Annotated in this window: 16 protein-coding genes and 3 pseudogenes; 1 reads left to right on the forward strand and 18 read right to left on the reverse strand. The window is 53.7% G+C overall.

Going from position 1 to position 19,415, the window contains the following annotated elements; translation table 11 throughout:
- Positions 1–15 precede the first annotated feature (15 nt).
- From ACTNC3_RS02520 to ACTNC3_RS02595, 16 genes and pseudogenes are all read right to left on the reverse strand, one after another.
- Positions 16–918, reverse strand: a complete 903-nt coding sequence (locus tag ACTNC3_RS02520; RefSeq protein WP_441226353.1) for an NAD(P)-dependent oxidoreductase — start codon at positions 916–918, stop codon at positions 16–18.
- 120 nt (positions 919–1,038) lie between these two features.
- A complete protein-coding gene (locus ACTNC3_RS02525; RefSeq protein WP_441226354.1) occupies positions 1,039–1,833 on the reverse strand; it encodes an aspartate dehydrogenase domain-containing protein in 795 nt (264 codons plus the stop codon).
- Positions 1,834–1,957: 124 nt separating this feature from the next.
- Positions 1,958–3,175: a flagellin lysine-N-methylase gene (gene fliB / locus ACTNC3_RS02530; protein WP_441226355.1), complete on the reverse strand. Its 1,218-nt coding sequence runs from the start codon at positions 3,173–3,175 to the stop codon at positions 1,958–1,960.
- 33 nt (positions 3,176–3,208) lie between these two features.
- On the reverse strand, positions 3,209–3,871 hold the full coding sequence (locus tag ACTNC3_RS02535) for a zinc ribbon domain-containing protein (protein ID WP_441226356.1): 663 nt from the start codon (positions 3,869–3,871) through the stop codon (positions 3,209–3,211).
- A gap of 278 nt (positions 3,872–4,149) precedes the next feature.
- Complete coding sequence (locus tag ACTNC3_RS02540; protein WP_441226357.1) at positions 4,150–6,699, reverse strand: FAD-dependent oxidoreductase; 2,550 nt, start codon at positions 6,697–6,699, stop codon at positions 4,150–4,152.
- A 142-nt stretch (positions 6,700–6,841) separates the two neighbouring features.
- On the reverse strand, positions 6,842–7,264 hold the full coding sequence (locus tag ACTNC3_RS02545) for a NusG domain II-containing protein (RefSeq protein ID WP_441226358.1): 423 nt from the start codon (positions 7,262–7,264) through the stop codon (positions 6,842–6,844).
- 154 nt (positions 7,265–7,418) lie between these two features.
- Positions 7,419–8,366 carry a hypothetical protein gene (locus ACTNC3_RS02550; RefSeq protein WP_441226359.1) on the reverse strand — a complete coding sequence of 316 codons (948 nt, stop codon included), beginning with the start codon at positions 8,364–8,366 and terminating at the stop codon, positions 7,419–7,421.
- Positions 8,367–8,594: 228 nt separating this feature from the next.
- On the reverse strand, positions 8,595–10,064 hold the full coding sequence (locus ACTNC3_RS02555; protein ID WP_441226360.1) for a PTS transporter subunit EIIC: 1,470 nt from the start codon (positions 10,062–10,064) through the stop codon (positions 8,595–8,597).
- A gap of 67 nt (positions 10,065–10,131) precedes the next feature.
- A complete protein-coding gene (locus tag ACTNC3_RS02560) occupies positions 10,132–10,611 on the reverse strand; it encodes a PTS sugar transporter subunit IIA (RefSeq protein ID WP_410043436.1) in 480 nt (159 codons plus the stop codon).
- Positions 10,612–10,614: 3 nt separating this feature from the next.
- Positions 10,615–11,727 carry an N-acetylglucosamine-6-phosphate deacetylase gene (nagA, locus tag ACTNC3_RS02565; RefSeq protein ID WP_441226361.1) on the reverse strand — a complete coding sequence of 371 codons (1,113 nt, stop codon included), beginning with the start codon at positions 11,725–11,727 and terminating at the stop codon, positions 10,615–10,617.
- A gap of 26 nt (positions 11,728–11,753) precedes the next feature.
- The gene (gene nagB / locus ACTNC3_RS02570) at positions 11,754–12,485 is read right to left on the reverse strand and encodes a glucosamine-6-phosphate deaminase (protein WP_410043434.1); all 732 of its coding nucleotides are present in this window, start codon (positions 12,483–12,485) and stop codon (positions 11,754–11,756) included.
- 13 nt (positions 12,486–12,498) lie between these two features.
- Complete coding sequence (gene ptsP, locus ACTNC3_RS02575; RefSeq protein ID WP_441226362.1) at positions 12,499–14,118, reverse strand: phosphoenolpyruvate--protein phosphotransferase; 1,620 nt, start codon at positions 14,116–14,118, stop codon at positions 12,499–12,501.
- A gap of 35 nt (positions 14,119–14,153) precedes the next feature.
- Complete coding sequence (locus tag ACTNC3_RS02580) at positions 14,154–14,411, reverse strand: HPr family phosphocarrier protein (RefSeq protein WP_441226363.1); 258 nt, start codon at positions 14,409–14,411, stop codon at positions 14,154–14,156.
- A 453-nt stretch (positions 14,412–14,864) separates the two neighbouring features.
- Entirely contained in the window at positions 14,865–16,214 is a 1,350-nt protein-coding gene (locus tag ACTNC3_RS02585; RefSeq protein ID WP_441226364.1) for an MATE family efflux transporter, read from the reverse strand.
- 189 nt (positions 16,215–16,403) lie between these two features.
- Positions 16,404–16,784 (reverse strand): annotated as a pseudogene (locus ACTNC3_RS02590) (carbohydrate kinase family protein); the annotation flags it as partial.
- Positions 16,775–17,830, reverse strand: a pseudogene (locus ACTNC3_RS02595) (hypothetical protein); the annotation flags it as partial. The pseudogenes ACTNC3_RS02590 and ACTNC3_RS02595, both read right to left, overlap by 10 nt.
- Here ACTNC3_RS02595 and ACTNC3_RS02600 point away from each other — a divergent pair.
- Positions 17,797–18,111, forward strand: a pseudogene (locus ACTNC3_RS02600) (substrate-binding domain-containing protein); the annotation flags it as partial. The pseudogenes ACTNC3_RS02595 and ACTNC3_RS02600 sit on opposite strands and share 34 nt — an antisense overlap.
- Positions 18,112–18,191: 80 nt before the next feature.
- Here ACTNC3_RS02600 and ACTNC3_RS02605 read toward each other — a convergent pair.
- On the reverse strand, positions 18,192–19,175 hold the full coding sequence (locus ACTNC3_RS02605; protein ID WP_441226365.1) for a hypothetical protein: 984 nt from the start codon (positions 19,173–19,175) through the stop codon (positions 18,192–18,194).
- Positions 19,172–19,405, reverse strand: a complete 234-nt coding sequence (locus ACTNC3_RS02610) for a hypothetical protein (protein WP_441226366.1) — start codon at positions 19,403–19,405, stop codon at positions 19,172–19,174. The genes ACTNC3_RS02605 and ACTNC3_RS02610 overlap by 4 nt, the downstream gene beginning before the upstream one ends.
- Positions 19,406–19,415: the final 10 nt, after the last annotated feature.

The raw sequence follows: 19,415 nt of genomic DNA on the forward strand, positions 1-19,415 counted from the left end.
CCGTCAGCGAATGCGTCACACCTCCAGCACGCTCCGGATGTTATCCAGCACCTTCCGGCTCAGAAGCTCATAGGCCTGGCAGGTCATGCCGGCACTGGCATTCATGCAGTACACGTTCGGATAGTCCATGACCTCATCTGCGATCTCGCCGATCGCGCCCTTCGTGTCACAGCAGAAGATGTTCTCCGGATCCTCGATCCACTTCCGGAGCGGCTCCATATCGGCCGCCGGTCCGATCGAGGTGTTGAACATGATCTTCCCCTTACCGAGTGCCTCGAACTCTTCCTCATGGAGCAGGATGACGTTCTTATTGAGTGCGGTGATGATGACATCGGACTCGGAAAGCAGGGTCTTCAGATCCTTAAAGCGGAACCCCTGCGCCGTCCGCTCCGGCTTTTCTGTACGTGCGAAATACGAGATATCCGCACCCAGGAACTGAAGGGCATCTGCGGTCATACCACCGGAGGTTCCGAGACCGACGAAGCCTACCTTCAAGCCTGTGATTTCCATCGGTGCAGACTTCCACATTCTGCCTTCATAGCCGTGAAGGAGCTTTACGAGCTGGTAGATCACATACTCTACGACGCCGTGATCACCGTAGTCACGGATGCCCTTCACCTCGATGCCATGCGCACGTGCATATGGGATGTCAACATTGGCACTCTCCTCACTGTAGAGACTGCAGCACATACCGACATAGCGAAGGTTCGGTGCCTGCGTCATGACATCGGCTTCGAGCCGTGAATTCGCAGACAGAAGCACCGCATCTGCACCCCCGATCCGCGCGACGATCTCCTCATCATTCTCCGGAATATCCTGGGCGAGTTCGATGCTTTCAGCGTAGTTCTGCAGCTCCCGGATGCCCGTCTCCGTCAGCGCCACCTTATCGATCGATACAAGTTTTCTAAATTTCTTCATAGCTTACTCCCTAATGAAAGCGCGATGGCCTTCGATCAAATCACGATACCGCATCATCCGACGTCCCCGGTACATGTCCTGCAGGACAATGTTCCGGGCGCGCACGCTGGACCTCCGCGATCAGAAAAACGAAACCGGACTGCTGAGGTTGCGCAGCAGCGCCACGATGGACCAGCCGGCGATGGCAGAGGTGCTGGAATAGATATCCACGATGGCCTTCAGCCCCTCGGTCTCCACGGTAATCTTATGGTCATCACCGATGAATTCCGGTACGGAGGTGATCCGTGCGGTCGCCTTCTCCGGTCCGATGGTCGCGAGGGACTGCGCGACGGCGACATTGACCTTCGTTGGAAGCAGCGCGATCGCATCCTGACAGGTGCCGTAGAACGCCTCGACCTCCTCGGTGCCGGCCATCTCCTCCTTATACACCGGGGTGTTCCGGAGGGACTTCGGTCCCTTGCGGGTCTCGATGCCGGCCTTGATCTCCATGTCACCGGCCTCGGCCATCAGCGCGATGGTCTGGAGCACATCGAAGCCACCGACCGCACCGTGCGGGATGAAGATGTGTACGCCATGCGCACGTGCAGCCTCCTGTGCCTTCTGATAGAACGCAGCATCCGCAAATGCACCGATGGAAAGCGGGATGAAGTCTGCCCCGTGCTCGAGGGTCGGGATGCAGGCCTCACGGACCATCGCCACCGACGCGGTCTCGATGACCATATCCGGCTTCAGTGCCAGCAGCTCGTCGAGGCTCTCCACCGCCTCACCACCGAGACCCTCACAGAGCTTCTCGGCCGATGCCTTCTGGTGGCTCATCGCACCCGCCAGCGTATAGTCCGTGAGCAGCCCCTTCTTCATCGCGTCTGCGATGATGTTTCCGAGGAAACCACAACCGATAATCGCAATCTTCTTCATAGTCAAAACTCCTTTGTTTTGTATTTTTATTTTATTGTTTATCCATCGATTCTCGAGAATCGATCCTGATCTAAGATGTCAACGGTATGCGCTTATTCACGTACAGTCGCATTCAAATCATATGCTATGCAAGCAGGTAGTCCGCATAGCCCCACGGCCAGACCGGATTCTCGAAGCTGTCGCAGAGATACTCCTCGATCTCATCGCCGTCATAGCCGGTCATCCGCGCAATCAGGATAAGCAGCTCCCGCGCCTTCGGATAGGCGAGCGGTGCGTCTTCGCTCAGGCGCTGCAACACCATGGCGTGCACGATCAGCACATACTCCATGATCATCCACTCGAGCTGCAGCACCATGTCCCGCAGCGTGCATCCCGGGATCAGCAGAGTGGCGAATGCTTCCGCCACGAGGTAATTCCGGAGAAGTGACGTATAGGAAACCACGACCTCCGCATGCAATGCGCAGATCTCATCCATCCGCGCAGGCTCCGCTTCCTGAAATTCATGACTCAGCTGCTCTGCCATCGCATAGAGTGGATTCAGCAGTCCCTGATAGCGCCCTTCCTTCCGGTAGTTCTCCGTGATATCCAGGAACAGCGCATTCTGCTCCTCGATCGACGCCTGTGCATCCTTTGGCATCGCGAGAATCATCTCCGTCAGCTTCTCTACATCGGCCTCTTTCAGGCACTCGCCAGGATCGATCGCCCTCATCTTCTGCTCTTTCTCAAGAAGATCGAGGAGCATGAACAAACAACGTTTTAGATTCACTTCGTTCGAAACCGAGGCATCCTGTAGCCAGTACATCATGATGTTCCGGATTTGAAACAGTTTATCTTTTCCTTCCAGCAGAAACGCCCGGTCCTGATATGGGAGCTTCGTGAAGTGCAGTTCCTTTAATGCATACAGACGATCGACGATTTCCGGACAGCAGCTGACGAGTGTGCGCTCCGTCCGATCTGCGAATTCATGCGTTTCCCTCGGAAATACATGACAGGTTTCGGAGAGGCACTCCTCTCCATAGTCGAGCACCAGACGACAGAGCTCCGTATCCTCCAGGAACGGACAGCGCATATTCGGGAGAAGCTCGATGATCTCACCGCCATCCTTCTTCATCACGAACTGGCTTAACTGCGCCTTATCTAAGCTTGATCGGCATGCATGCTTCGGCACACGACCGCTTTCCAGCACCGTCTCCGGCACGCTCAGCTTCCGCCAGCGCTTCTTCGTCTCCTGGTCAACCGCAATCTTCCACTCCTTGCAGCAGGTGAAAGAGCATTGCCCACCGATACAGTGGAAATCCTTATAAAATTCAGGTTCGATGATCGGCTTTCTGTTCTCGCTCACGCTTCCTCCTGTTTCGTGTAATCGTCATTTGTCTCACAGTGCGCCGCCGACCTCGAGGAGCATCACCTCATCCGAGGTAAAGAGCATCAGGATGGCGAAAATCGCGAGGAGCACGGCGTGGACGATTGGGTAGAGCGCGTTTCGCTTCATACCCGGGAGCTGCCGTCGCTCGAAAAAGCTCATGACCGGCAGGAAATAGCTCAGGTACATGTAGCGGCTGCTGAACGCGACGCCACCATACATCTCCGGGCGCTGGCTGATCTCCTTCACATCGAGATAGCCGAAGAAGAAAATCAGGCCCTCGAAGATCAGTGCGGTATTCATCAGATTGAACGACATCTTATCCTGCAGCAGATTGATATGATACAGAAAGGCGAGTACGATCGGGAGCACCGCCTGCAGCCATGCGTACTTATCACGCACCCAGCTCTGACGGATGCGCGCCATAAAGCCGCTGCCATGCATCGCTGCAGCGCCACCTGCGTTCGCGCCGCCTGCATTGGCACCGTGCGGCTGCTGGTGTTCACGACGCTTCACAGGCCGGCCACAGCCAGGACATACCGTCGCATCATCCGGCACCTCTGCGCCGCAATTCGTGCAGACACGCTTCGGTCGGATCTTCACGATCGGCGTGCCACACGCTGGACAGTGACTTTCATAATCTGATATCTCAGCACCACATTTCGGACATTTCATCTACTCACCTCAAATAATGTAACCGTTCAAGCAGGAGGCCCGGAGGGGCGGCAGCGCTGAACTGTTACCGAAAAACAAATGTAGCCTTCATCATAGTATGGATACGCGGAATAATCAAGAAGGCCGCCCCTTTCGGAGCGGCCCATGCATGGTATTTTGTAGCTGTTCAGCCAGCTGCCCGGAGGACCGCAGGCTGAATCGTTTCATATTCTGTTTCTGTTTATTCTGCCATCCATCCCCGTGGACGATCCGCAGAATCGTTTCCTGCATTCAGCAGATTAGTTATCCTCGCTGATAGCGTTTGCTGCGGTACGACCGGAAACGAAGATCTCCGTGATCGCGTTACCGCCGAGACGGTTACCACCGTGGATACCACCAGTCACCTCACCGGCTGCATAGAGACCCGCGATCGGCTTCTCGTCTGCATCGAGTACGTGACGCTTCACGTCTACGTGGATACCGCCCATCGTATGGTGGGTCGACGGAGCGAGGAAGCGGATACGAAGCTTTGCATCGTCGAGGTTATAGGTGTCGGCCTTGTAGGAGCCGTCCTCGTTCTTCTCGCAGTCGCCGATCAGTGCAGAGAACTGCTTCTTGCTGACATCCTGTGGCTGTGTGCCATTGATGATCGCCTGATCGTAATCCTCGATGGTCGCCTTGATGGTCTCGACATCCGTGTCGAAGCCCTCTGCCTTCAGCACATCTGCGATCTCGCCGATGGTTCTGACATACTGACGCCCCTCGACATCCTCATCCTTGTACGGATATGGTCCAGGAATCGGGGTAGCTGCATTGGCGATCTCGATGAAGACGCCCTTATGGCCGTTCCACTCGATACCGTTTCTGAACTCGCCGAGAGACAGAACATCACGCTCAGAGGTCTCATCTACGAAACGCTTGCCCGTCGTCGGGTTGATGTAAACAGCATAGTCACCGCCGCCGAATGCGAGGTCACCGTTGTCTACCCAGGAGATCGGCATCAGCTGTGTATAGCCCATACCGGTCGTTGCGGCGCCGACAGCCTCGGCCATCGTGATACCGTCGCCCTGCAGCGAGCTGCGGTTTGTGGTCTCGGTCTTATCATTGAGATACTCCGGATCCCAGTACTCGTTGGTCTCTACGACCTTTGCGATGTTCGCTGCATAACCACCGGTTGCGAGAACGACACCCTTCTTCGCATGTGCAGTGACCGGTGTACCATCATACATCGTCGCCTTCACACCCGTTACACGGCCATCCTCCTGGATCAGCTCCTCGGCGGTGGTACGTGTCATGATCTGGTTGTGCTCGTTTGCGTTCAGGAAGGAGGTCATCGGAGCTACGAAGTAGGTGCCCCATCTGCCATCATACTCCTCGGTCTGTCCATCACCATCGGTATCAACATTGGCACCGATAAACTGGTTCTCTCTGTACCAGAGGGCACCGATCAGGGTCGGCTGTGTATCTTCGACGAAGGTCGAACCCATCGACTCGAGCCATGGCTTCAGATCCTGACCATCCTTGATGAACTGGGAAACGAGATCGACATCGCCCCAGATCCAGCTGGACTTATCCGCGCTCTGACGAAGACCGCCATAGTAGCTCTGGAAGATGTGAAGGTTTACCGTTGAGAACAGGGTGAGATCGGACTCCGGTGTGCCGGCGTCGAGCTTCGGCTGTGCCCAGTCGAGGTATGCCTTGATTTCCTTCTTGAGCGCCTGGAGAGTCGGGAGATACTCAGCAACGACACCGTGCTTCGAAAGCTCCTCGATATCACCGGCTACATACTCGTGTGTATCGTAGTAATCCTCATCGAATGGCTCCTCGGACCAGTTGTAGATGGTCTTCAGCTCATCGATACAGCCCTGTACGGACTTCACCTTGTTGTACTCATTTCCATCGAAGCCGATACCGGTCGTCGCATCCGGATTCTCTGGATCCCATACGAGATACGGCATCACGGACTGGTACTGACCGCCGGATACGAGGGTATTACCACCGACCTCGACGTTCTTCTCGATCACGAGTACGCTCTCGCCGTTCTGTGCGGCCTGTGCAGCTGCCGCCATACCGGCTCCGCCGCCACCGACAACAACCACATCCCAGGTATCCTCGATCGGATCCTGCGCCTTTACCTCGAGGGTGTTTGCCTTAAACGCATCGAGGTTTGTCGCACCAGCCTGCTCTGCAGCATCATTGACTGCGGTCTTCAGTGCCTTCGAGGAGAAGGTCGCACCGGACACGGCATCGACGCCGGTACCGTTTGCCTCGATCATCTGCGGGATGAGTACCTCGAACGCGGTATCACCTACATGAGCGGTCTCCTTCGTATCCACGATCTTGATATCCGTGATCTTACTGTCATCGAAGGTAACCTCAACGGTCGTCGGGCCGTTATAGCCCACACCGGTTCCTGTATAGGTACCTGCGGTGAATGCAAGCGCTTCATCAGAGCCGGTGGACGCATCACCACTCTTCGCCTTCTCGATGGCAGCGGCCATCGCCTTCTTTACGGCGTCACTGGTCACGGTCGAACCACTGACCGCGTCCACCTCTGCGGACTGCGCCTTCAGAAGCTCGCCCTGCAGCTTTTCCATCGCAGCGCCACCCTTGTCCGGGGTCTCATTCGGTCCCTCGACCTTTACATCCGTGATCTCCGACTCACTGGTCGTGATGGTGACCGTCACCTTACCGGCGAAGCCCTCCTCGGATGCCGAGTAGGTGCCTGCCACATACTGCTTCGCAGCTTCCGTAGCAGCCGCTGTCGTCTCTGCAGGCTTTCCGGTTGAGCATGCCGTCATCGATGCGACGAGGCAAAGCGCCATCGCACCACTTACGATTTTTTTCATAGTCCCTCCTTCTTTCACGTACTACAAAAACCGATAATATTTTATCATATCGGATACAACCATACAACATGTTGTATAGAAAAGATGCAGAAAAGCCGGAAACAGAATCCATACTCCGCTTCTGTTTCCGGCCATCGGTGCCCTATTCAATCACGACGATGATCCCGTGCGGCAGGCAGGTGATCGGGAAATCGTAGTCCGAACCACTGAGCTTTCCGATCGATACACATACCTGGTTCGAGCAGTTCGATTCCGGCACCCATACCTCACCATCCTTGATTTCCAGCAGATTCACATCATGCTGCGATGGATACGCCTCCTCACCAAGTGACGCAAGTGTCGTATCCTTCGGCACCTCGATGGCCCGCCCATCCTCGATCTTATACATCGCATCCTTCGAGAGCGGCACACGCAGGATCTCCTGATCGCCGTACTGCACCACGACATCGAGCCGCGGACCACTGGTCTTTCGAATCACGAGCATCGCGACGAAGCTGATGACGATGATCGCCGCGATGACTGCGATCACGATGATATTTCTCTTCTTATTTACTGTTTCCTGCATATTTCTCCCCATCGGATGCCTGCATAAAGCCTCCGAATTTCCTTTCTTTCTTTGGCGGCCTGTTTTCGGCCTCCGGATTTCCTTCCTATCTAATCATCATTCAGATCATTTCCCAGTGCATCCATGCACTGGCCGCGGCACCGGGTTCGGTACTTCAGTGCTCGACCTCTGTCTGTCCGATGATCTGAAAAAGCATCTCGTAGCTCTTCCCTTCCTCCGGCCGGAATGGCCAGTGCAGCCGTTTCTCCTGCACATCGGGATAGCGCTGCCGTATATCCTGCATCGACTGAAACGCGCCCTCGACCGGATGCGCCTCATCCTCCTCGACCGCGATGATCACCCGGTCGCCCATCGACAGCATCACCTCGTTCAGCACCGGGATAAACTGATCGTCGATCGCCCGCAGCGCCTCGAAAAACGGATCATGGTTCATCGCATGCCCGAGGATCTGCTCCTCTACATTCCCCGCGAGCGTCAGCCAGCTGTAGCTCAGGATACTCCAGAACTGACTGTGCAGTCCCACACTGACGACCATATCGTAGTGCTCCTTCGGAAGCCTCGCCCGCAGCACCTCCCGAGTCGCAAACACCTTCCGCCGGATCTGCTCCAGCACCGCCTGCGACATCTCCATAAACGCCGCCTCCGTAAGCGCTCGACCGCTTCGCACCACCTGATCATACAGCGTCTCGAAAAACGCCGCCACATCCTCCATCGTCACCCCAGAAAGGGAAGTATCCCACAGCGCCACCTTCGGACAATGCTGCAGCCCATAACGCGCGATTCCTCTCTCCATACTCTCACGATCCAGATCGATCAGCATGATCCGCTCGAAGCGCTCACTCAAACGCCGGAGGTCGATGTCATTCGCCGGCCCGATCCCGAACAGCGCGATAGAGCCTGTCGCCTTCGTGTCCGATGTAGGCATTGGCCGCCGTGAACGCTCCACGTCCTGAATCGAGGCCTGCAGCGAAGCCTCCTGCATCAAATCTGGCGGTGATGCACTGGCCAGAATAAGATCCGTGACCTCTTCCCGGTACACCGCCCAGCTCTCGAACGCCCCCGGAATCTCAAATTCCTTCTTGATTTCATCGATTACATTCATGCCCCCTATACTACCATAAACCTCTCCTGTTTTCCGAGCCTTTCCTCTTTTTTTAGTGTTTTTAGTCCGGGCAGCACCTGAACGTTCAGATTGTCTGCAGCGAGGAAGGCCGGAGGGCCTTCCTACTGGACATAGAAAAACTGCCGCACATAACGTGCGGCAGTCCCTTCGCTTTTCATAAAAGTGGGATTTTCGGTGTATCCCGAAACACTTCATCCTGTTCTCAGCTTACTTGCAAAGCTCAGAGAACGCATCTGCTACGAACTGAACCTTCGTGCCGACGATCACCTGAACTGAGGTCTTACCAGGCTTGATGACACCGGCAACGCCTGCAGCCTTGATGGCCTTGTCGTCAACCTGGGTCATATCCTTCACCTCAAGTCTCAGTCTGGTGACACAGTTGTCGATGCTTGCGATGTTCTCCTTGCCGCCGCAGCCTGCGAGGATCTGCTTTGCAATCGCAGTGAAGTCATCACTAGCGAGCTGAACGTTCTTCTCAGCCTCTACATCATCATCCTCACGACCCGGAGTCTTGATATCAAACTTCTTGATCGCAAACAGGAATACGAAGTAGAAAACAAGGAATGCAGCGATGCCCAGCGGGATGATCAGCCATGTCTTCGCAGCTGCCGGAAGGGAAGCGGAGAAGAGGAGATCCATCGCACCTGCTGAGAATGAGAAACCAGCACGGAAGCCGAGGGCTACGGTAACGATCGTGAATACGCCATACAGTGCAGCGTAGATCAGGTAGAGACCCGGTGCGAGGAACATGAATGCAAACTCGAACGGCTCGGTAACGCCACAGATGAAGGAACATACAGCGGCAGAAAGTAAGATACCGATGGTGGCAGCCTTCTTCTCAGGCTTCGCGCACTGTACCATCGCAAGTGCAGCACCCGGAATACCGAACATCATACATGGGAAGAATCCGGACATGTACATACCAAGGCTCCAGGAAACATCTGCAGATGTCTCACCAGCCCAGAAGTGAGAAAGATCACCGAGACCGATCGTATCAAACCAAAATACGTTGTTGAGCGCATGGTGTAATCCGGTCGGGATGAGGAGACGGTTCAGGAATGCATAGATACCTGCACCTACAACACCCATCTTCGCAATCGCATCACCGATGCTTACGAGTAAACCGAAGAACAGCGGCCATACGAACAGAAGAACGGCGGATACGATGATGGAAACCACACCTGCAACGATCGCTACGCAACGCTTACCACTGAAGAAAGCGAGCCAGTCCGGAAGCTTCGTGCCCTTGAACTTGTTGTAGCAGGTAGAACCGATCACACCGGCGAGGATACCGATGAACGGGTTTGCAATCTTGTTGAACGCGATGGTCTTGACTTCGCTCTCTGCGATCGACGGCATCAGGGTCGTCACAAATCCTGTAGAAAGGAGTGTGGTGAGCATGAGCCAGGAAGCAAGCGCAGCGATTCCGCCGGTACCGTCATTCTTATCAGACATACCGACGCCGACGCCGATTGCGAAAAGGATCGCCATGTTATCGATCAAGGCACCACCTGCCTTTACGAGGAACAGACCGATCAGGTTGGCTGCACCCTGGATATCACCACCCTGCATGGTTGCAGGACAGAGCAGGTATCCGATACCCATCAGGATACCACAGATCGGCAGCACAGCTACTGGGAGCATTAACGCTTTACCCAACTTTTGAAGAAACTTCATATTTCCCCTCCTTAAGAAAAATATACTAAATTGGATTACTCCAATCAGGTTCGAAATTAAACACTTATCAGGAAATCTTCAGCACGCTGTCCGCGAGTGTGACCTCGCCCTGCTTCTGCAGGCTGATTTCCTTATAATCATCGGTATTGCAGATCAGCACCGGTGTGATGATGTTTAAGCCGGCCGCCTGAATCTTCCCGAGATCCACATCCATCAGAAGATCTCCCTGCTTCACCTTATCCCCGGCCTTCACATGCGCAGTGAACGGCTCGCCCTTCAGGTTTACCGTGTCGAGTCCGATATGAATCAGGACCTCGACGCCCTGTGTCGTGGTCATCGTCACCGCATGCAGTGTGTCAAACACCATGGTGATCTCGCCATCGGCCGGTGCATATACCTTACCCTCTGCCGGAATCACCGCAAATCCATCACCGAGTATCTTCTCTGCAAAGGTCGGATCCGGTACCTCTGTGATCGGAACCACCTTTCCATTACACGGTGAGTGGAGGATGCTTCCCTTTTCCTTACTCTTAAAAAGTCCGAACATCTGTCAAATCTCCTCTCCGTCGATATAGACACTTACAAGATTTAAATCCTTATCCAGCAGCACGAAGTCCGCCTTCTTTCCTGTTTCAATGCTTCCGACCTCACCGTATATACCGATCTCTCTGGCCGGATTCTCCGTTGCGCACATGATGGCATCCTCCAGCGGAAGGCCGACGGTCTTCACACAGAAACGGACACAATCCATCAGATTCGTCGCGGAGCCTGCGATCGTGCCATCATGCAGTGTCGCACGATTGCCCCGCACGGTGACTGGCTGCCCACCGAGGGTATACTCACCATCCTCGAGGCCCGTCGCCCGCATGCTGTCACTGATGAGGATCATCCGCTTCGCACCGAACATCGCGAAGGTTGCACGGATCACAGACGGATGAATATGTACGCCATCACAGATCAGCTCAGGATGGACGTTCTCCGCATCCCGTGCGGCACCGATCACGCCCGGATTCCGGTGGTTGAGTGGCGGCATCGCATTGTAAAGATGCGTTACATGCGACGCACCATGCGCGATGGCGGTTTTCGCCGCTTCATAATCAGCCATGGTATGCGCGATGGAAACCACCACCTCACCCTTCACCTGATCGATGAAGTCGAGCGCGCCCGGCTCCTCCGGTGCGATATCTACGAGCTTGATAAGCCCCTTCGCCGCACTCTGCAACTGTCGGAAGAGCTCCACGTCACAGCGAAGGATATTCTCCGCAGCCTGTGCCCCCTTCTTCGCGGCACTGATAAACGGTCCCTCCATATTGATACCGACGAGATGCGCACCACGCTTATACGTATATGCGCCCGCGTTCTGCATCACCTTGAGAAGCTCATCCTTTGCGATGGTCATCGTCGCCGGACACACGGACGTGACACCGATCGAAGCCTCATACTTCGTGATCACATCCAGCGCCTCTTCCGTGCCATCGCACATATCTGCGCCCATGCACCCGTGGAAGTGCATATCCACGAGGCCCGGAATCATGTAGAGGCCGTCTGCATTGACCACCCGCTCATCTCCGCCCTGCGCAGTGAATCGGCCACCGGTCACAGCGACATCCTTCGTTTCGAAGCGATGCTCCGCTGTATATACCTTTGCACCCTTTATAAGCATAGTTTTCAGCTCCCCTCTTCTGTGCTTTACAGCTCGACCTTGCTGAGCGCTGCCTCGTCCGCAACGAGGGTTACATCATTATGGAGCTGTAAAACAGATGCCGGAACCTTCGGTGTGATCGGACCGAAGAACGCATCGTGCACGATCTGTGCCTTGTCCTCGCCGCTTGCCACGATAAGGATCTTCTTCGCCTGCATGATGGTCTTGATGCCCATCGTGTATGCCTGCTTCGGAACGTCGTCCGCAGAAGCGAAGAAACGCTTGTTGGCTTCGATCGTCGACTCGGTGAGATTCACGCAGTGCACATCCGAATCGAAGGCCTCATCTGGCTCGTTGAAACCGATATGTCCGTTATGGCCGATGCCGAGGAGCTGCAGATCGATACCGCCCATGGACTTAATGAGTGCGGAGTAGCGCTTGCACTCCTTCTCGGAATCCATCTCCATGCCGTTCGGAAGATGTGTGCTCTCCACCGGGAGATTCACATGATCGAACAGATTCTCATGCATGAAGTAGTAGTAGCTCTGGTCGTTGTCACGTGTCAGCCCCTTATACTCGTCGAGGTTCACGGTGCGAACCTCGGAGAAATCGAGATCACCCTTCTGATACCACTCCACCAGCTGCTTGTATAAGCCGATCGGTGTGGATCCGGTCGCGAGGCCGAGTACACAGTCCGGCTTCATAATCACCTGTGCAGAAACGATGTTTGCGGCCTTACGGCTCATGTCCAGATAGTCCTTCGCTCTATAAATTCTCATGATTTCTACCCCCTTACTCCATCTCACAAATCTTACTGCGCACGCTGAGCACCATGGATGGTGCGACGCTCAGCTCATCGATTCCCATCTCGACGAAACGCTCTGTCAGTGTCGTGTCTGCACCGAGCTCACCGCAGATGCCGGCCCACTTGCCTGCCTTATGCGCGCCGTCGATGGTCATCTGAATCATCCGAAGAACCGCCTCATGATGTGGATTATAGAAATCGTCCAGCTTCTCATTCTGGCGATCGATCGCAAGTGTATACTGCGTGAGGTCGTTGGTGCCGATACTGAAGAAGTCGACGAGCTCTGCAAGCTCTGCACTCATCATCACCGCTGCCGGGGTCTCGATCATGATCCCCTGCTCCGGAATCGCATACGGGATTTGCTCCCGCTCGAGCTCCGCGGCCACCTCCGCGACGATTTCCCTGATCCGAAGTACCTCATCGGTCGAGATGATCATCGGATACATGATGGCGAGATTTCCATACTTCGCCGCACGAAGAAGTGCACGAAGCTGGGTCTTAAACACCTCCGGCTGCTTCAGACAGATACGAATCGCACGGTAGCCCATCGCCGGGTTATCTTCCTTTCCGAGTCCGAGGTAATCGACATTCTTATCCGCACCGATATCGAGCGTTCGGATGATGACCTTCTTTCCGCCCATCGTCTGCAGTACCTGGCGGTATGCATTAAACTGCTCATTTTCGTCCGGCAGCGCCGTCTTTCCGAGATACAGGAACTCACTCCGGAAAAGGCCGATTCCCTCCGCGTCATTTTCCTGTACATATGCTACATCCGAAACACTGCCGATGTTCGCATATACATTTACTTTACGGCCGTTCTTCGTCACTGAAGGACGTCCCTTGTAGTTTGCAAGCAGCCGCTTCTGCTCTGCCGCCCTCGCCTGCATCTCGCGTGCAGCAGCGATGGCTGCCTCATCCGGATCCACGCAGAACACGGCATCCTTGCCATCGACGATACCCATCGTACCGGAGTGGAGACGGTCGAGCTCCACCGGCACACCGATCAGCGCCGGGATATTCATCATACGCGCGAGGATCGCGGTATGGGAGTTCGTCGAGCCATGGACGGTGACGAACGCGAGGATCTTACGCTTATCCATCTGCACCGTTTCACTCGGTGTCAGGTCATCTGCCACGATGATGGACGGTTCCATATGCGCCCAGTCGAGCTCCTCCTCACCACTCAGGTTCCGGATCAGACGATTCGAGATATCCTTCACATCCGCGGAACGCGCCTGCATGTACTCATCGTCCATATTCGCGAAGATCTCGGCGAAGTTATCTCCAGTGACCGCCACCGCGTACTCCGCATTGACCTCCTCCGTCTCGATCATCGAGTGGATCGCATCCTGGTAGTCCTCATCCTCGAGCATCATCTGATGCACCTCGAAGATCTGCGCATTTACCTCACCGACCTCCTGGAGCGCCTTCTCATAGAGCGCGCCCAGCTGGGTCTGTGCCTGCGCCTTCGCTGCTTCGAGACGCTCGAGCTCTGCCGCGACATCCTCGATATGCTGGCGCTTCACGATGCCATCACGCTTCTTCAAAACATTGATCGGACCGATCGCCGTTCCCTTATAAACGGACTTTCCGATGTACTTTTCCATTTTCTGTCCTCTCAGATTCTATATCGATCGATGAATTACAGATTATTCTGGAAAAACTTTTCCATCGCTTCGAACGCAGCATCCTCATCCGGACCCTCGACCTGCACGGTCACCTCATCACCCTGCTTGACGCCCATGCTCATGATGGCGATCAGCTTTCCGGCAGCTGCGGTCTTTCCCTTGCAGGAAAGCGTCACCGCACTCTCGAACTTTTTCACTTCCTTCACCAGTAATCCGGCTGGTCTCGCATGCAGTCCGATCTCATCCTTAATCACATAAGAAAATTCCTTCATTTGTATCGCATCCTTTCTTACTGCTCAAAAAAAGCCTCGATCAAGCAGGCTTTAACATCACGAATTTTGTGTATTTTTAAATTATTATGAATTGTGAAATTCTTAACTTTATAGTATTTTAACAATTTCTTTAGAATTTGTCCATCATTTTGCCGATGTTTATGACAGATTTGTCACATAAAGCGCTTACACTTACGTAATTTCGTCACTTTTCCAAAGCGCCTTTTCTCATTCCACCCGGTTTTCATCGGCATAACTCTTAAGAATGTCATTTCCAGATGAATATTTAATTCTTGCCCCCCCTCGAAATTTAATGTGGGGGGGGTCTGACCCCATTAAATTTTTCTAAACAGATTCTAAACTGAAGTTTATGGGGTCAGACCCCATTACGAAATTCTTAAGACAGAAACAGAGCCGCCCGGGACGGTCCGGACGACTCTCGTCAATTCTCTATTAATGCTGATAGACCCGCATCGCTTTTTTATAGATTCGGACGAAATAGATGATTTCTGCGATGGCCGTCAGTCCCCAGGAGAATGGATACAGGAGGTACAGGGACGGGATCGTATGGAAGTAGGCAAAGATCGTATATACCCAGATCACACGGAACACACAGGAGCCGAGCACGACGAGGATGGTCGGCACGACCGTCTCACCGAGGCCGCGGCAGGCGGCGATGGTGCAGTCCATAAAGGCCGAAATGCAGTAGGCGAGTCCCATGACACCGATTCGGTACATACCGGCATCGATGACGGCCGGCTCTGTCGTAAACAGTGCGAGGAACTCGCGTCCGAACAGCAGCAGGCTGCCACCGAGCACGAGGCCGATGGCGAAGGAATACGCCAGGCTGATGTAGAAGCTCTTTTTCACGCGATCGACCTTGCCTGCACCGTAGTTCTGGCTCATAAAGCTTGCGCAGACCATATAGAAGGCGGCCATGGCATCATAGATCAGGTTGTCTGCATTGGCCGCCGCAGAGTTCCCCTTTACCATCAGCGAATCGAAGGAGTTGACGCCGGCCTGGATGAACAGATTTGCGAAGGCGAACACGGCGTTCTGAAGCCCCGCCGGCACACCGAGCATCAGCACACGCTGCCCGATCGTCCGATCGAACTTCACCTCCCGCAGGTGGAGCGCATAGCTGTCCTGCACCTTCGTCAGGGCATGAAGGATCAGTCCCGCGGAAACACACTGTGAAATCGCACTCGCAAGTGCGACACCGACCACGCTCAGATGACACACGATGACGAAGAACAGATTCAGAATCACATTCAGCACGCCCGCGATCGCGAGGAAGATCAGCGGCTTCTTCGTATCACCGATCGCACTGAAGACCGCATTACCGTAATTGTACAGTGCAAGCGCCGGCATACCCAGGAAGTAGACCCGGAGGTACATGACCGCACCCGGCAGCAGATCCGGCTTCGTGTTGATGGTTTTGAGCAATGCAGGCGACCCGAAGAGTCCGACTAGCAGGAGGATCACACCGGCGATCAGGCTGATGATCAGTGACGACCCGACCGTCTTTTTCACGTCTTTCGCACGACCGGCACCGTAATAGCGCGCAACCAGCACATTGATGCCACCACCGAGACCGATCAGAAATCCTGTAAACAGTGTAACGAAGATGCTCGTCGAGCCTACCGATCCGAGTGCAGTCGAGCCCGCGAAGCGTCCGACGATCGCAACATCCGATATATTAAACAGCACCTGAAGCAGGTTCGACATCACGAGTGGCAGACTCACGAAGAGAATCTGCTTCGCCAGTGGCCCCTCCGTCATATTGATTGCCTTTTTCATCATGAATTCCTCTCAGCTATAACCCGAAATGAACGCAAACATTCCTGTTTATATCAGTTTTTCAAATCTTTGTGAAGAGGATTTCCGTTTATTTTTCGGTACATAAAAAGCACCGCTTCATATGCCTGCTTCCATCAGAAAAGCCATGCCGTAGCATCACTACGGCATGGCCAGATGTTTTATGGTATGTGATTAAAGCGCTGCATTATCCAGAAGCTGCTTGATTTCCTCTGGCTTCGGCATCACACGAAGTGCGCCCTTTCGTGTCGTGATGATGGATGCTGCCGCATTTGCGTAACGAAGCATCACCCAGAGATCCGTTTCTGTTAACTCCTGTAATCCATGCAACAGGATATAGTGCAGTACACAGGCACAGAAGGTGTCACCGGCACCGGTGGTTTCGATCGTCGTCGGCTGAAGGAAAGGCTTCACCTCTACGATTTTATCCTGATAGTACGCACGGCTTCCATCTCTTCCCATCGAAACCAGAATCAGTGGAATCGAAAAACGCGCTCGAATCCAGCGAACACCTGCATCGAAGTCCTGCTCTCCACTCAGCCACTGGATTTCATCCATGCAATCATAATACGACGACCATCCGGAAGCTCTGTCGTCTGTGGGGCATAGAAATCCATACCGTAATCCAGTGGACGTGCCTCCTCTTTTACGAACGTATGTGTTTCTGTATCATAATCACCGAGGAAGTATACAGAATTATGACCGTTATGGAATTCATACTTCTGCGCCTTCATATCCTGCGGAGAACAGATCAGCACGCGTTTATCACCGAGTGCGAAGAAATCCGGACATTCCCACATCGTACCGACATTTCCTGTTTCGTTCGATGCCAGAATCGTTTCAAACTTCCAGTCCGTCAGATTCTCGCTGGAGAAGAGGACGACCTGACCGATCTGATGCTGGTTTTTATTTCCCACGATCAGATAGTAGCGATCTCCTTCTTTCCAGATCTTCGGATCACGGAAATCGATCCGGCTGCAGTCCTCTGGAAGCATCTCTCCCTTTACGACCGGGTTTCCTTCATACTTCACATAGTCCACGCCATCACCGAAGGCGATGCACTGGTTCTGACGCTCCTGCTCACTTCCATCCGAAAGATGAATTCTCGTTACACCGGTATACACCAGCACATGCTTTCCATCTGCCTCGATGGCACTACCGGAGAAGCATCCGAGGCGATCATACGCCTCATCCGGGGCGGTACACATCGTCCGGTACTCCGGATAAGCCTCGAAAACCGCCTGAAGATTCGGCATGTACTTGTCGATCAGATTTTCCAGCGGGATGATGATGCCCTGCTTCGCATAACGAAGCAGATCATAATCGCTCATCTGCGCGTTAAACAGTCCATCCGGGAGATTTCCGAACTGTACGAGTGCCAGGTTCTTCTTATCCGAGAACTGGTCCTGTACGAAACAGGTCCACTTGATATGGACATTCGTCTTTTCTTCGAGACGCTGGAAAATCACACGCTCATTCGGATTCTGCGTAGAGGTCGCCGGTGCAGCCGTAATGAATGAAAGCTCCTTCGTTTCCTTAAGAGGAAACTGAACCTCTGAAACCGGTGTATTCGAATCAGAAGAAAGGCATCTTCCTGTCAAATGATACCTACGCCAATATGTTTCTGAACATCATCATCCAGAAATATGGCTGTCTACCGGACAGCTACGAGCTCGTCGGTTTCGATGACTCTCCGATCGCCAGCGAGTCGATCATCCCGATCTCGACCGTGGGCCAGCAGATCGAAGAGATTTCGCATATGGCCATGGAGCTCCTCGTTCAGCAGATGGAGGAGCGAAAAAAGCGGAAGCCTGAGCTTCTGACTGAGCCGGTGCACAAGCAGATCACGCCGATTCTCATCCGGAGAGGCACGACGAAATGATGCTGTCGATGGTAAGGAATTTACATAAAAACCTCCCGGATTTCTCCGGGAGGCCAGATGGTGTTGGTTCTGATTCTTATTCAGTTTTCTGGATTCGCATCCTTCTGCTCCGTCTTAGCTGAAGACGCAATCATTTCATCTTTCTGCTCAGCATCATCTGAAGGCGCTTTCTTTTCATCTTCCTCCTGCCCCTCGTCCTCTGCGTCATTTGCGTCATCTGAGGTTTCGGTCTTCATCGCAGTACCTGTCTCTCTTTTCTCAGCCTCTGCATTTACCTCTGTCTTTGCCGCTGTATTCACCTCTGTATCTGCTTTTCCGGAGATTACCGTGTCATCGGCCGCAAGTACATCTCCTTCAGAAACAGCTTCTTCATCCGATGCCTTCACTTCCTCAGAACCGGTGTTTTCAGACGTCGCCGCCTGTTTCAGCTTTCCGTTCTGATCGATTACAAATTCAATTTCCGGATAACTCTCTCCTGCGCTGATGGCGACGCTGGTATCACCATTCTTATCAAAGCCGCTGAACGAAAGAAGAAGGCTGTCCTTCTGGCTTCCATAGGTACTGTCATAGGTAAATGGTAAGAACGTATCGTCTCCGAAGCTGAAGCTGGATGAAGCTGCCGAATACTCGGTCGTGCCGACCGTAACGCAATCAATACTCTTTACATACGTTTCCAGTGCTTTTTCGAGATCGGATCCAGTGATGCCGCTTCCATCGTCGTAGCTGAACTGAATGACATATCCACTGGTAAAAAATCCGTTTTCCTTTCGTATAGCCCGAACGCGGATATCGATACTCGTCTCATCCGGTGTCTCTTCTTCCGCTTCCTTTTCAACCTTAAATTCACAGCTCACTGCTGTATTCTCATAGTACTTCGCATAGAGCGTAAGCTCATACTCGCCCGGCTGTACCTGATGAAGTGTCACTGACTTTCCGTCTCCTGAAACCTCATAGTACACATCATCGCGGCTGGAAACACCCTTCTCATACACATATCTGAGCTCCGCATCTTCATCCTCCAGCGAACGAAGGGTCATCGAATCGAGGTACTTCTGCTCTTTCATGCCGACTTCGCATTCTCCCCGGACGCCTCTCCGCTTGTCACACCGAAGCTCTTCGAGAAGGTCTGGAATCCGTTTGCATAAATCGTCAGTGTATACTTTCCCTTCGTCGCAAGATGATCTGTCTTATCGTTGTAAAGTACAAACAGATCCTGACTCAGCAGATACCAGTCATCAAATTTCTGAAGCTCCTCGATGTCGCCATTCGGCGTCTTCAGGTTGACTAGCTCCACTGGCGAAGTG

Origin of the sequence: Oribacterium sp. HCP3S3_B9 (assembly GCF_052064255.1) — a bacterium.
In the GTDB taxonomy this organism is placed as follows: Bacteria; Bacillota; Clostridia; order Lachnospirales; family Lachnospiraceae; genus Oribacterium.

Coding starts and splice junctions, on each gene's coding strand:
- ACTNC3_RS02585 (WP_441226364.1), bottom strand. CDS start 16,214: ATGATGAAAAAGGCAATCAATATGACGGAGGGGCCACTGGCGAAGCAG.
- ACTNC3_RS02560 (WP_410043436.1), bottom strand. CDS start 10,611: ATGTTCGGACTTTTTAAGAGTAAGGAAAAGGGAAGCATCCTCCACTCA.
- ACTNC3_RS02525 (WP_441226354.1), bottom strand. CDS start 1,833: ATGAAGAAGATTGCGATTATCGGTTGTGGTTTCCTCGGAAACATCATC.
- ptsP (WP_441226362.1), bottom strand. CDS start 14,118: ATGGAAAAGTACATCGGAAAGTCCGTTTATAAGGGAACGGCGATCGGT.
- ACTNC3_RS02520 (WP_441226353.1), bottom strand. CDS start 918: ATGAAGAAATTTAGAAAACTTGTATCGATCGATAAGGTGGCGCTGACG.
- ACTNC3_RS02550 (WP_441226359.1), bottom strand. CDS start 8,366: ATGAATGTAATCGATGAAATCAAGAAGGAATTTGAGATTCCGGGGGCG.
- ACTNC3_RS02580 (WP_441226363.1), bottom strand. CDS start 14,411: ATGAAGGAATTTTCTTATGTGATTAAGGATGAGATCGGACTGCATGCG.
- ACTNC3_RS02605 (WP_441226365.1), bottom strand. CDS start 19,175: ATGAAAGAGCAGAAGTACCTCGATTCGATGACCCTTCGTTCGCTGGAG.
- nagB (WP_410043434.1), bottom strand. CDS start 12,485: ATGAGAATTTATAGAGCGAAGGACTATCTGGACATGAGCCGTAAGGCC.
- ACTNC3_RS02555 (WP_441226360.1), bottom strand. CDS start 10,064: ATGAAGTTTCTTCAAAAGTTGGGTAAAGCGTTAATGCTCCCAGTAGCT.
- ACTNC3_RS02535 (WP_441226356.1), bottom strand. CDS start 3,871: ATGAAATGTCCGAAATGTGGTGCTGAGATATCAGATTATGAAAGTCAC.
- nagA (WP_441226361.1), bottom strand. CDS start 11,727: ATGCTTATAAAGGGTGCAAAGGTATATACAGCGGAGCATCGCTTCGAA.
- ACTNC3_RS02545 (WP_441226358.1), bottom strand. CDS start 7,264: ATGCAGGAAACAGTAAATAAGAAGAGAAATATCATCGTGATCGCAGTC.
- ACTNC3_RS02540 (WP_441226357.1), bottom strand. CDS start 6,699: ATGAAAAAAATCGTAAGTGGTGCGATGGCGCTTTGCCTCGTCGCATCG.